The sequence below is a fragment of the Bacteroidales bacterium genome (assembly GCA_013141385.1).
Lineage (GTDB): Bacteria > Bacteroidota > Bacteroidia > Bacteroidales > Tenuifilaceae > UBA8529.
In genome coordinates this window covers 16,199-32,017 of sequence record JABFRB010000012.1, presented here as the reverse complement: position 1 = coordinate 32,017, position 15,819 = coordinate 16,199, and the positions used below count along the sequence as shown (strand labels likewise).

Sequence of the window (15,819 nt, the reverse complement as noted above, 5' to 3'; positions counted from 1 at the left end):
AAAGATGAAACAAAAGATTAAAGAAATATATCAAGACTTGTCTAGTGGCAAGCTTACGCAAAAGGAAGCTTTAGGGAAAATTAAGACTTTAAAGTTGCAGGAACAAGGGGAGAAAAATGATATTCTTTTTTCTATTCCTGTGTGGGAGCCAAGTATAGGTGAAGTGTCACCTGATTTGAATAACTCAAGATACATAGAACAGTACATTATTCTATGTGAATTGCCAAATATTAATATTAAACAAGTTGAGAATTTGGTTCCACGTAGTCATTGTATATTGTTACAAACAGATAAGCAGAAAAATATTGCTGAACGTTACAATGAATACGCCTTAACCAGTTTTGAACTTATTCAGAAAATACTTAAAGGCAAACCTCAAGGGAAAATATTTGTCCAGATTGTTATTGGAGACGAGCAGGAGGAAACTCTTCTTGTTGGTCTATCGGGCTTACTTAAAACTGCTGCGCTGGAGAATCCAATGTTAATAGGTCAAGTTATTCTCACAACACCACAAACTTCAGCGGAAATATTAGCAAAACAATTTCAAAGAGAACAAGTTGTAGGTCATAATGCAATTATTAAATATGAGCAAGAAACGCGATATGTTTTACGTTGGAAAGAAATAGAAACAAGTCAGGATGAACCTAAGATAGTTTTCAAAGATCAAGGTTCTTACCTTATTACAGGTGGACTTGGTAGTTTGGGCATACTCTTAGCGAAAGAAATTTTACAGCAAACTAAAAAGGCAAGAGTTATCTTAACTGACCGTTCAGAATTGACCTCAAAAAAACAATCTTTTTTAGGTCAGTTGTCTACTGAGACTGATAGGGTTGTTTATAAACAATTGGATATATGTGATTTAAATCAAGTACAACAACTCATTGCCTCTGTCAATAAAGAGCATAAATCCCTCAATGGCATTATTCATTGCGCAGGGATGGTTTCAGACAATTTTATTATTAAGAAAACATCCACAGAATTTAGACAAGTTCTTGAACCTAAAGTTTTAGGAACTTATAATCTTGATCAAGCCAGCCAGAACATTGATTTAGATTTTTTTGTATTATTTTCTTCAGTAGCATCTGTAGGCAATGTGGGTCAGGCAGATTATGCTACAGCGAATGCGTTTATGGATCAATTTGCTGCTTATAGGAATAAACTAAGAGGTAAAGAATTTAGAAAAGGGAATACTTTATCCATCAATTGGCCATTGTGGCAAGAAGGTGGAATGATTATAGATCAGGCAAAACAGGACATGATGCAGCAAACCATGGGGTTGCAATCAATCTCAAATATAACGGGGATGTTCGCATTTTATCGTAGCCTAGAATTACAACATGCTCAGATGATGGTATTGAAAGGTAATTTATCGCAAATACGCCGAACGATAATCGATAATCAGAATACTCATTCAGAGACTTCAAAAGCCATCACTAAAGAAGAACAATTTGTTGTGGCAGAGATTAATTCAGGTAGTTTATTAGAAAAAACCCAAAACTATTTGTGTAAAGAATTCTCTGGAATGTTAAGCCTGCCAGCTCATAAGATTGATCCACAAGCTAGCCTTGAGAAGTATGGGATTGATTCTATACTGGCGATGAATTTAACCAGTCAATTGGAAAAGACTTTTGGGACTTTGTCTAAAACACTATTCTTTGAATATCAGACTATTAGTGAACTTGCAGAATATTTTAGCAAAACCCATTTAGATAAATTGTCATCAATCTTTAATATTGCAGATAATTCTCAGAAAATATCAGTTAACAAGCTATCCGAACAAAAACCTTTGGCTCAAAACCGAACTATTTCAGGTCATCGTTTTAACCGTCAGAACCAAACTTCTGCTTTAGCAAATTCAACTAGATCAATAGTTACAGATCCAATTGCGATTATTGGATTAAGTGGTCGTTTTCCTGAAGCACATAATATTGAAGAATTTTGGCACAACTTGCGTGATGGGAAAGACTGTATCATTGAAGTCCCTAAAGAGCGTTGGGATTGGCGTGATTACTATAGCGAAGATCGCACGAAAAGCGGGCAGCATTTTAGTAAATGGGGTGGTTTTATTGCAGGAGTCGACGAATTTGACCCGAGATTTTTTAACATCTCGCCACGGGAAGCGGAGAATATAGATCCACAGGAACGTTTATTTTTACAACATGCCTGGATGGCTATAGAAGATGCGGGTTATACCCGTGCCGGCTTGCAAATAGCTCATGAACAAGACCTAGCGGGTCAGGTTGGGGTGTATGTTGGTGTGATGTGGGGAGAATATCAACTTTTTGGAGCGGAAGCTGGTACGCAGGGAAAGCGCATGGGAATTGGCAACAGTTATGCTAGTATTGCAAATAGAGTTTCATATGTCTTTAATTTGCATGGTCCTAGCATGACACTGGATACCATGTGCTCTTCTTCATTGACGGCTATTCATTTAGCTTGTCAGGATTTAAAACTAGGACGCACAAGTTTGGCGATTGCAGGAGGAGTAAATGTTAGTATTCACCCTAATAAGTATCTGATACTTAGCGCTGGGCAATTTATTTCTAGCGATGGTCATTGCCAAAGTTTTGGAGAGGGTGGTGATGGCTATATTCCAGGGGAAGGTGTAGGGGTTGTAATACTGAAAAGATTGTCCGAAGCCCAGAGGGATGGCGATCACATTTATGGTATCCTAAGAGGTAGTGCACTAAATCATGGTGGAAAAACCAATGGGTATTCTGTTCCTAATCCTAATGCTCAAGCTGCAGCTATTAGCAGAGCTCTTGCGGAATCAAACATTAATGCACGTCATATTAGCTATCTAGAGGCTCATGGTACAGGAACAAAGTTAGGTGACCCGATTGAAATTACCGCACTGAGTCAGGCTTTTAAAAAGCATACTCGGGATAGTGAATTTTGTTTAATAGGATCTGCCAAATCCAATATTGGTCATTGTGAATCTGCAGCGGGTATAGCTGGGCTTGCAAAAGTCCTATTGCAAATGCAATATAAGCAAATCGTACCTTCGTTGCATTCGGTGAAATTAAATCCGTATATTGATTTTCAAAAGACTCCATTTATTGTTAATCAGACTTTAAGAACATGGGAGCAACCAGTTATTGATGGTCAAGTAATACCTAGAATCGCAGGATTATCCTCCTTTGGTGCTGGAGGATCAAATGCACATATCATTATACAGGAGTATGTGTCCTCAGTGGAAGCAAGTCAGTCAATTACTGATGTTGAACAAAATGCAAAGGTTATCATCCTTTTATCAGCTAGGACTAAGGAACAACTAAAACAAAAAGTTAAAGATCTATTAGGGTTTATTCATAAACATCAACCTGATCTTGTTTCCTTAGCATATACCCTACAAGTGGGCAGGGAATCAATGGAGGAACGTCTGGGCTTTATGGTTGGTTCAATTGATCAACTGGCTAACAAACTTCAGGCCTATATCAGAGGGGAACAAGATATTGAAGATTCTTATATGGGGCAGGTTAAAAGAGAGAAGGATACGCTGCCCTTGGATACTTCGGATGATGATTTACAACAAACTGTTGAAAAATGGATAGACCAGAAAAAACTCTCAAAACTAAAATTGTGGGTTAAAGGTCTTGATATTGATTGGGGCAAACTTTATGGCGATAAAAAACCCCATCGCATCAGTTTGCCAACCTACCCGTTTGCTAAAGAACGTTACTGGGTTGATACGGTAGTGAGGGGACAACTTGGTGTTGCTGGAAAGACAACAGCAGTACTTCATCCTTTACTGCATACGAACACCTCAGATCTAAGCCAGCAGAGTTACAGTTCAACTTTTAGCGGTAATGAATTATTTATATCTGATTATCAGATTAATATTGATAATAGAGGTGAGCAAAAAACGCTACCAGTTGTAGTCTATATAGAAATGGCTAGGGCTGCAGTGAGTAAAGCCTTACCTGCCAAGCAAGAGTCAAGCATTTTAGAGTTACATAATATTGTTTGTGGACAACCTTTTGTTATTTCGGAAAATGGACAAATTGACATAGCCCTGTTTGCGAAAGGTGATGATCAGGTAGACTATGAAATATATAGCAAGAACAAAGAGGAAGAAGTTATTCATTGCCAAGGACAAGCTATATTTAATCATCAACCAACACCTGCAAAGTTAAACATTGAACAACTCAAAGGACAAATAAAGGGTAGACTAGAAGCAAGCGAACTATATTCAATTTTTACCAAGGCAGGTATTAACTATGGTTCTGCTTATAAGGCAATAACTTCTGCTTACCATGGAGAAGAACAACTGCTTGTGCAACTCATTTTACCAACAGTTGTTGATGCGGATCAAAATGATTATCTGTTACACCCAAGCATGATAGAGGGTGTCATGCAGGCCTCTGCTGGTTTAATCGGAGATTTATCGCAAAGTCAGTTCCAACCATCTCTTCCTTCTGCTTTTGAACTTGTAAGTATAATATCAGCTTGTACAAAGGAAATGTTTGCATGGGTTCGTTATTCACAGGCGAGTCAATCAGAAGCTGAAACTGCAAAAGTGGATATTGATTTGTGTGATCAAAAAGGGAATGTATGTGTGCAAATGCGTGGAGTTGTATGCCAGTATGGGACACAGAATTTAATAGATGAGGCTACCAGTCAGACAATTTCATCAGCAATACCACAGGTGTCAGAACAAATACCCATTTCTTCTGTTATAACCCCAAAAATTACATTTAATGAACCTCAAAACCAAACGTTTAAGCAAATCGGCTTACACAAGCCAACGGGAATATCGTTGACTTCTCCGGAAGTTCTTAGAACGGAAATGACTGAAAAGGCATCCTCAGGTAAAGGTTCGATTACACTGACAAATACATCATATACGACATCATCAGGAGAGCATCAGGTATTTGCATCCCCATCCGTCAACCTATACGATTGCGGGAACGGGATCTTTTCGATTCAAGTATCCGCAGAAGAGAACAATACGCTCGAAAGAGGATTGATAGGACTCTTACTGCGAGCACTTGAAATGGCAAGGCAGACCGAATCGATCAAGGTGTTAATGATTAAGGGAACCAATCGCTCATTTTTAAGCGGCGGCAGGGAGCACTACAACGAAGCCGTCGGGCAGAAGCTGCATCACGCCATCACTTCATTCCCATACCCCGTCATCGCCGCCATGCAGGGTGATGCCACAGGTGTCGGCTTCCTGATCGGTGCCCTGTGTGATTTTATGATTTGCAGCCGGACAGGGAGGTATTATTACACGAGCCCTCAGGAGGGCCTCTATCCCAGCGAGAGCGAATATCAACTTTTCGAAGAGCGGTTTGGCGGGGTTCGGGCAACGGACTTTCTGTATATTTCAGAAGGTTCCACTGGCAACCAGCTCAAGGACAAAGGGTGGACTTGCTCTATTTTGAATCAGGATCAGGTTGAAGCCCACGCGCTCGTGCTAGCATCGAAATTAGCGAAGAAATCTGGGGCATCGCTTCGCCTGTTGAAGCAGCATTTAGCCCGTCACATTAATGACCTTGTGGGCGCTTTGACCGTGGTCGATCCGTTAAATGCGAATAAACAAACGGATAAATCAAGGGCTGGCAGCAAAATAACATCAACATCGAAACAGATTCTGTTGGAAACCCATGCGAAAAGTGTACTTGTAATCAGGGTTTGTGATGCAAAGAAAGGATCAGGAATGAAAACGTTAGTTGCAGATTTAACCGATATATTTGCACAGCTTAACAATTCATCTAAATACAAATCCATTGTTCTTGTTAGTGATTATCTTGATTTTCTTTCGGAGAAAGTTTCTGTTAATGACGTTTTGGATTTTCAACGTCTTGTTCTTGAATCACCTCTTCCTGTCATAGCCGCTTTGGATTCGAATGCTAAGGGTTTAGCTTGGTTCATCAGCCAGTTTTGTGATGCTTGTATTTATAATGCAAAAGGTAGTTATTCATCTGCCAATATTGGACAAAGTTCAGAGTTGGCAAGGCAAGCTGCTATGATTTTTTCGTATCGGTTTGGCAACTACTTTGGTAAAGAAATATTACTGACAGGCAATGAGTATTCAGGAATTGAATTACAGCAAAAAGTTGGAACCATAAATAGTGTGGTGCAGGAACAAGTTCTGACCACAGCTTTAAAGTTAGCTGAAAATTGGTCTAAGTTGCCATTGGATACTATAGTATCGTGGAAAAAACAAATGATTTTCAGTATCCGGGAAAAAATTACAAATCAGCCGGCTTGGTCAGAGCCGAAAGAAGAGGCAATCGAGACACTATCCACTTTGCCGATCTTAATAACTCTTAAATCAAACGTTATAACCGCAACGGCATATCCTGAAGGGATTCTCGTGGTAAAAATGGAAGATCGGGAAGCGAAGAATATGTTTTCCGACGCAATAATACAGGGAATTAACGAAGTTTTTGATCATATTGAAAAATCGCCCTCTTATAAGGTTGTGATTCTGACTGGTTATGAACAATACTTTGCTTCAGGTGGTACCAAAGAGACTTTGTTATCCATACAGGAAGGAAAAACCAAATTTACCGATAATAAAATTTATCAAATCACGATGACGTGCAAGGTACCAGTAATTGCAGCCATGCAAGGTCACGGTATTGGAGCAGGATGGTCTTTGGGAATGTTTGCCGATTTCATCGTGTTTAGCGAAGAAAGTAAATATTTTAGCCCGTATATGAACTATGGATTTACACCTGGAGCGGGAGCCACTTTTATATTTCCTGAAAAAATCGGGTATGACCTGTCAAGAGAAACCTTGCTGACGGGGCAAGAATATAATGGCAGAGAGTTCAAAGAGAGAGGGCTTCTTATCCCAGTTATACAAAGAGAGCAAGTTAATATAGCAGCTCTTGATTTAGCCAAACAAATAGCGAATAGTTCGCGAAGTCAATTAATAGCCTTCAAACATCAAATGACTCACCATTTTCATAAACCACTAGAAGAGGCCTATGAACTTGAGTTGGGCATGCATGAAAAAACTTTTGTTGGTCAATCTGAAACTTTGGCTCAAATTGAAAATAATTTTATTCAGGCGAATAGTCATATTCCCATAAAAGCGAACCCTGATGAAATATTATTAAGTCCGGCAATTGTAGACCCAATGTCCAGTAATGAAAACATGGCTTCTGTTTCTGCCAACCTTCGTAAGCTCCTAGCCCAGGAGTTGCATCTGCATGAGCATGAAATTGAAGAGAATACTCAATTTGTCGATCTGGGTTTAGATTCTATTACTGGCGTGACTTGGATACGTAAGATTAATGAAAAATATAAAACCTCGATTGAAGCGACCAAAGTTTATAGCTACTCAACCCTTTCTCAACTCAGTCGTTATGTAAAAGAAGAAGTTGAAAAAGTAGATACTTTAACTAACAAATCAGAAGTTAGTATATCCGCTAATTCGGCTTCTTATGTTCAACAGATAGATATTTTGCCTACAGTTACAGCCAGCCTTAGACAGCTTTTAGCTCAGGAGTTGCATTTACAAGAGCATGAAATTGAAGAGAATACTCAATTTGTCGATCTGGGTTTAGATTCTATTACTGGTGTGACTTGGATACGTAAGATTAATGAAAAATATAAAACCTCGATTGAAGCGACCAAAGTTTATAGTTACTCAACCCTTTCTCAACTTAGTCGTTATGTAAAAGAAGAAGCCGAAAAACTGGTTACATTATCTAATAAGTCAGAATTAAGTATTCCTTTAAAATTACAGAATAAAATAGTTTCTCAACCAGCTGTTAAGAAACTTTCATCCTGGCGTAATAAAATCTCATCGAGAATTAACGCTGGTACATCTTCTGTCTATCAGCCAATTGCTGTGATTGGTATGGCCGGACAATTTCCCAAGGCAAAAAACCTTGAAGAGTTTTGGCAAAATATAGCTCAGGGCAAAAATTGCATCAGTGAAATATCGCAGAAGCGTTGGGATATTAATACCTATTATAAAGAAGGAGGCCCTGTACCAGGAAAAACCAATGGTAAATGGATGGGAGCCTTAGAAGAATATGACCTGTTTGACCCATTATTTTTTAATATCTCACCCACAGAAGCGGAGAACATGGATCCGCAACAACGAGTTTTTTTACAAACGTGTTGGCACAGCATAGAAAATTCAGGATACAACCCCAAAAGCCTGTCGGGTACCAAATGTGGGGTTTTCGTTGGTTGTGGTCCGGGAGACTATCATAAGTTATCACAAAAGCACCAATTGAGTGCTCAGGGCTTCACAGGGAGTGCTTCTTCTGTATTGGCAGCACGCATTTCCTACTTCTTAAATTTACAAGGTCCTTGTTTATCCATTGATACTGCTTGCTCTTCATCTTTGGTTGCTATTGCCAGTGCGTGCGATAGTTTGAATTCTGGAAGCAGTGACATAGCTTTAGCCGGAGGTGTCAATGTGCTGTCAGGCCCTTCTATGCATATTATGTGTTCACAAACCAGTATGCTCTCGCCAGATGGCAAGTGTTTTACTTTTGACCAGAAGGCCAATGGTTTTGTTCCAGGAGAAGGCGTTGGTGTTGTGATGTTAAAAAGGCTGGCGGATGCAGAAAAAGATCATGATGCGATTCTAGGAGTCATTCAAGGCTGGGGGGTCAATCAGGATGGCAAAACCAATGGCATTACCGCCCCAAATGAGGAATCACAAACGCGCCTGGAACAAGAGGTTTACGACAAATATCATATTGATCCGGAGCATATTCAATTGGTTGAAGCCCACGGTACTGGTACTAAATTAGGTGATCCTATTGAGGTTGGAGCCCTCAAAGCAACCTTTAAAAAGTATACCCAGAAAAAAGAGTATTGCGCCCTAGGTTCGGTGAAGAGCAACATTGGTCATTGTTTAACGGCTGCAGGGGTTGCAAGTTTTGTCAAAGTCCTTTTAGCGTTGAAACATAAACAACTGCCTCCAACTATAAACTTTGATCATCTTAATGAGCATATTGGTTTAAAAGAGAGCCCATTTTATGTCAATAACCAGTTACAGAAGTGGGAGTTAAAGGATTCTCAGCGACGTCAAGCTGCGGTAAGTGCTTTTGGTTTTGGTGGCACCAATGCTCATATAGTACTGGCAGAATATCTACCTCCAATAGAAGCTAAGTCGAATATTACATTCATTACCCAAAATAATAAAATTATAATTCCTCTGTCTGCCAGAACAGCAGAGCAACTACAACAGAAGGCTAGTGATCTACTTGATTATATTCGACAAGAGGGGCAAACAATAGAGTTTGTAGAGTTGGCTTATACTTTGCAAATGGGCAGAGAAGCAATGGGAGAACGTTTGGGTTTTATGGTTAGTTCTATAGGAGAATTGGCTGAAAAACTTAAGTCCTATACAGAAGGTAAAGAAAATATTGAAAACGTTTATCAAGGGCAGGTAAAACGTAATAAAGAAGGGATGAGCATCATTAGTGGAGATGATGACATGAAAGAGATGATTGTTGATCAGTGGATAGCCCAAAAGAAACTATCAAAACTGTTGGATTTATGGGTTAAAGGTCTGGAGCTGGATTGGCACAAGCTCTATGGCAATAATAAACCCAGACGTATTAACTTACCTGTTTATCCTTTTGCCAAGGAACGATACTGGTTTGAAGTAGAAGAAACATTGATGGCATCCAAAATACTGACTACCTTTTCAGTACTGCATCCATTGTTGCATAGCAACACATCAAACCTCCGTCAACAGAGTTACAGTTCCACTTTTAACGGTAAGGAATTTTTCCTTAACGACCATCAAATTAATGGATATAAAGTTCTGCCGGCTGCCGCCTATTTGGAAATGGTTCGTGCTGCAGTAGAACAGGCAACATCAATTCAGCAGGAATCAATTATACTTGAATTGTATAATATTATTTGGACACAACCTATTATAGTCACAAATGATAAAGATGTCTCTATCGCCCTGTTTGAGGACGATGATGAAACAATCGATTATGAAATTTATAGTATAGTGGCAGATGAGGAAATTATACATAACCGTGGAAAAGTCATTTTAAATAGTAAATCATCATTGTCTAATAAGCTTGATATAGAGAAACTCAAAGAGAAAATGGGGAAAGATAAACTAGAAGTTACTAACTTTTATAGTATATTGACTCAGATGGGTTTCAACTATGGTATAGCTATGCAGGCGTTAAGCGAAGTATATAAAGGGACAAATCAGTTATTAGCAAAGATCAATATTCCTGCTATTATAGAGAATAATCAATCTGATTATTATTTACATCCTAGTTTGTTAGAAAGCGCAATATACACCAGTATAGTTTTGATTACAGATTTTAATCAATTGCCTGTCTATCCTTTGCTTCCAGATACTCTGGAAACTATGACTATTATATCAGCCTGTACAAAAGAAATGTATGTATGGGTACACAATTCTCAAGGGATTAACTCAAATGCAGTAATTAATAAAATAGATATTGATTTGTGTGACGTGCAAGGGAACATTTGTGTGCAGATGAAGGGATTAACTTTTCAACCAATGGCTGTCAATGCCAACGATCTAGATGGTAGACAACAGTTGTTAGACACAAATGAGTTATCGAAACTAAAATCAGAGCAATCACGCGAAATATCAAAAATACTATATTATAAGGAAGACTGGCAAGAAGAACCACTAGATGGGATGCTATCGGAAGAGGCTAATATGCAATATGTTATTTTTGCAGACTCTGAATTTGAAAAGGAAATTGCAAATAGCAACGATTCTGATCTATTACGAAATGCTATTTTTGTATATCAAGCAGAAAGGTATAAAAAAATATCCGAGAGAATTTATAATTGCCGTCCTAATAGTATAAATGATGTTCAACAAATACTCAACGACGTAACTCTTGGGACACATGTACAAGGTGTAACCCCATCGATTGCTATTATTTATAGTTGGGCAAAGGATCAGAAGGCAGAGGGTATTCATGCATTATTTAATTTATTTAGAGCCATCAAAGGATCGGTTCATTATGTTTCCAACGTTATTCTAGTAGGTCGTTATGATTCTTTAACCTTAGATTCTTGTTGGGATTATTCCTGGATTGGTTTCGAACGATCTCTAAAACAAACGCTATCTAAAACGCAGATATCAATACTTTACACCGATTCAACTTCACCTTCTGTTCAACAAATGGTAGACGCATCAAAACATAGAGGTGTAATTAGGTATAAAAACAATCAAAGATTTATATTGTCCTATAAACCATCTGAACTAAACAAAACAACAAAACAATCAATAGTAAAACAAAATGGACATTATTTAATTACTGGTGGTTGTGGAGCATTGGGTTTCAAATTTGCACAATATCTGGCTAAAAACTATCAAGCAAAACTTTTACTATTAGGTAGACATCCATTAACAGAAAATATTCAAAAACAATTAGACGCATTAACTCAGGCAGGAGCCAAAGAAATTCACTACTATTCTATTGATATTAGTGATGAAAAATCATTAGTTTCTTTGGCTCGTAACCTCCCATTTGACATTTTTGGGATTATCCATGCAGCAGGTGTTGAAGCTTCAAAGCCTTATTTTGAAAGTACAAAAGATGATATCGATCAGGTAATACTTCCTAAGTCAATCGGTACCATTTTATTAGATAAGGTTTTTGGTGAGCAGCCACTTGATTTTGTTTGTTATTTTTCATCTACTGCTGCTTTGTTTGGTGATACTGGTTCATGTGATTATGCTATAGCCAATCGTTTCCAAATGGCATATGCTCTTTATCGCCAGCAAACAATGCCAGATAAAGGGAAAACAGCAGTTATTAATTGGCCTCTGTGGCAAGAGGGTGGCATGGGTTTTAAAGATAAAGTTCAATCGGAGCAATATATTAAAATGATTGCTCAGGATTTTGGACAGGAATTGCTTACTACTCAAATGGGTTTAGATATTTGGCAAGATATACTACAATCAGATCAACTTCAGACATTAGTCATGGTTGCTAAACCATCTCGTGTAGAAAAGTTTTTAACCAAAATTTATCATGATCGACAACCATCTCAGATGGTAACTTTTGGAAATACATCACAATATGACGGAAATGTTGGCGGATATAAGTATGCTAATAAAGTCGAGGAAGTCTATTCTTTAGTTTTACCATCTGTCGAATCTAAGATGGAATATTTAACATTTTGTCCTTTTGAATCCAAAAAACCGGGATTTTCTATGTCGAGAGCATATTTAAATCCGAAAAAATATCCAGAGGATAGACGATATATTCATGAAAAACAAACCGAAATGCGCCAAGTATTATTTTGCAAAGTGCATTTTGAAAAAATAAATTCTATTTTGGATTTTGGTTGTGGTCATGGTACAGATATCATTCAAATAGGCACGTTATTTCCTCATATGCAGGTTCATGGTTTTACTATCACCGGAAACCAAGCGAATTTAGGAAACCAGCGGATAGCATTAAAAAACCTTAGTTCCAAGGTAAAGATTTATCATAAAGACAGTACTAAAGATGCATTTCCTTCAAAGTACGATTTAGTTTTTGGCATTGAAGTATGTCCTCATATCGATGATAAAGCAGGATTATTTAAAAACATTTGTAACTCACTCAACGAAAATGGAACAATACTTCTAATGGATGTTATTTCCAATCAAAAAGATGCTTTTGTTGATCCAAATGTAGGGATGAATATACCAAGTCAAGAAGATTGGATTAAATTGATCTCTCAATTCAACCTCGAAATAGATGAATTTATTGATGTTTCTCCTCAAATATCTAACTTCTTATATGATCCCGACGTTTATAGTAATGTTAAACGTTTGCCAGAAGCTATTCAGAAGACCTATTTCGGTTATGCCGATTTTTCGCTCTCACTAGAAAAAGGTATTATGAGCTATGTATTGATCAAATTGAAAAGAAATAATCAATTAAGCGAGCAAGAATTAAAAGAATATAATTGGAAAAAAATAAAGAATCCGATACCATATCCTGATGCTTTAGAGGATATGTTTAAGCATCAGAGAGTTGTTTATCCTCCTGTCGATTCAATGGCTAATAAGCCACAATCTAATGAAATAGAAATTTCTTCATTTCTAGAAAGTAAAGAACAACAAATTGACTATCCCTCTACCGATAGATTAGATAGTAATATATATTGTACAAACAAAGTTTCTGTATCCTTGCAGCAATTACAGCAAGAATTAAAAACTAGTTTGGCTGAGATACTCCACTTGAAAATATCTGTTATTGATATAAATCAGTCTTTTGGAGATCTAGGTCTTGAATCATTTCTTGGATTAGAATGGGTAACTGCCATTAATACAAAATATGGTACACAGTTGCCTAATATTGTAGTTTATGATTATCCAACTGTAAAAGAATTGGCCATTTTCCTTGAAAAGGAAATTAAGAAATTACCTGCTACTTTTAAACAACAAATTTCTACAATCTCCTTTGATGAATCTTCTTTACAATTATCGAACAAAGCTTCTATTTCTTTGCAGCAATTACAGCAAGAATTAAAAACTAGTTTAGCTGAAATACTCCACTTGAAAACATCTGTTATTGATATAAATCAGTCTTTTGGAGATCTAGGTCTTGAATCATTTCTTGGATTAGAGTGGGTAACTGCCATTAATACAAAATATGGTACACAGTTACCTAATATTGTAGTTTATGATTATCCAACTGTAAAAGAATTGGCCATTTTCCTTGAAAAGGAAATTAGGAAATTACCTGCTACTTCTCAAAAACAAATTCAAACGTTTTCTTCTGAAAAATCTTCTGTACAATTATCGAACTATCAATCTGGTAGAAAAATAAATCGTATAAGTCGAACTATAAGACGTAAAGATAATCCTTCAAAGAGTTACAATAGTTTAGATAGTGACAAAATTGCTATTGTTGGAATGTCAGGAAGGTATCCTCAAGCAAACAATTTACAAAAGTATTGGGATAACTTGGTTCAGGGCAAGAATTCAATTGTTGAGATTCCTTCATCGCGTTGGGATGTAAACAAATATTATGATCCGGATCCTAATAAAACAGATAAAATATGTTCAAAATGGTTAGGAGTTATGGATGATATTGATTGTTTTGATCCCCTGTTTTTTAGAATATCTCCCCAGGAAGCTGAAAATATGGATCCTCAGCATCGGTTGTTTCTGCAAGAGAGTTATAAAGCATTTGAAGATGCAGGATACTCTAGTAGTAGCTTAAGTAATAAAAAGTGTGGTGTTTATCTTGGTATTGCACATAATGAATATTCTTTGCTGCGTTCTAAAAATAATGTTGCTTCGTCACAAATTACAAGTGATAGTAGTTCCATAGCAGCGGCAAGAATAGCTTACCATCTAAATTTAAAAGGTCCAGCTATAGCTATAGATACTGCATGCTCTTCATCGTTGGTGGCTATTCACCTTGCATGCCAAGGGTTATTAAATCATGAAACAAATATGGCTTTGGCAGGTGGAATTAGTTTATGGCTTACACCTGAATCTTACCAAGGAATGAGTCAAGCAGGAATGTTATCACCCGATGGGCAATGTAAAACATTTGATGATTCTGCTAATGGTATTGTCGTTGGCGAAGGAGTAGGGGCAATAGTACTGAAACGATTAGAAGATGCAAAAAGAGATAATGACACTATCTATGGAGTTATTTTAGGTTCTGGTATTAATCAGGATGGCAAATCAAATGGTATCACTGCACCAAGTGTCAATAGTCAAATTGAGTTAATTCGTGATATTTATTCTAAATACAAGATTGATCCGGAAATCATTAGCTATGTAGAAACTCATGGTACAGGTACCAAATTAGGCGATCCGATAGAATTAAAAGCACTTGATACTGTATTTAAAGAAAAAACTGAAAAGAAAAACTACTGTGCTATTGCCTCCGTAAAAACTAATATTGGACATACATCTGCAGCTGCAGGTATTGCAAGTTTACATAAAGTTTTATTATCCATGCAACACCAAACTTTAGTTTCTACCTTGAATGTAACAAAGGAGAATTCTCATTTTGATTTTAAAAATTCTCCCTTCTATATCAATAAAGAAAACCGGTTTTGGGAAGCGGGTTCAAATTCTTTACGTCGTGCAGGTGTCAGCGCTTTTGGTTTTAGTGGTACTAATGCCCATTTAGTTCTAGAAGAATATCAACAACAGTCAAATGGTAAACTATCTATTTCTACACGGGCTTTCTATCAGAATGAAGATGTTGTTATACCCTTATCTGCCAGAACTTCTGAACAATTAAAACAGAAAGTTCACGATTTGCTGGATTTTATTAGTTCTCCGGATACAGTTAAACATAGAGAAAACCAAAGAACACAATCAATAAAAACAATAGACTTGAATTCTATAGCTTACACCCTTCAGGTAGGACGAGAAGAGATGGAGGTACGACTAGGCTTTTTGGTTAATTCTGTTGATCAACTTATTGATAGGCTTAAAGCTTACATTGATGGACAACATGATGTTGAAGGTACATTTCAGGGAAAAGTTAAACCCAATGAGGACACTTTGCTGATGTTTAATTCAGATGAAGACATGCAGAAATTTGTTGATCAATGTATGGCTCATAAACAATTGTCAAAACTGGGTGATTTATGGGTTAAAGGTTTGGATATAGATTGGAACATGTTATACAGCGACAGGAAACCTCAACGAATTAGTTTGCCTACTTATCCCTTTGCCAAAGAACGATACTGGGTTGAAAATACACTTGTAAATCAAGGATTAGATGACAAAGTAAAAACAACGAAAAATTTAGAATCAATTGAAGATATTATCAATAAGATTGATAATGACTCAATAGATACATTGCATGCTGTGCAGTTGTTAAAAAATCTTTCCTGAATTATTTCAGAAAAACT

1 protein-coding gene is annotated in these 15,819 nt (G+C 37.1%); it reads left to right on the top strand.

The features are described 5' to 3' along the window. Window positions 1-4 precede the first annotated feature (4 nt). Window positions 5-15,802 (top strand): SDR family NAD(P)-dependent oxidoreductase, encoded by a 15,798-nt coding sequence (locus tag HOO91_06455; GenBank protein ID NOU17184.1) that lies wholly within the window; start codon window positions 5-7, stop codon window positions 15,800-15,802. Window positions 15,803-15,819 lie beyond the last annotated feature (17 nt).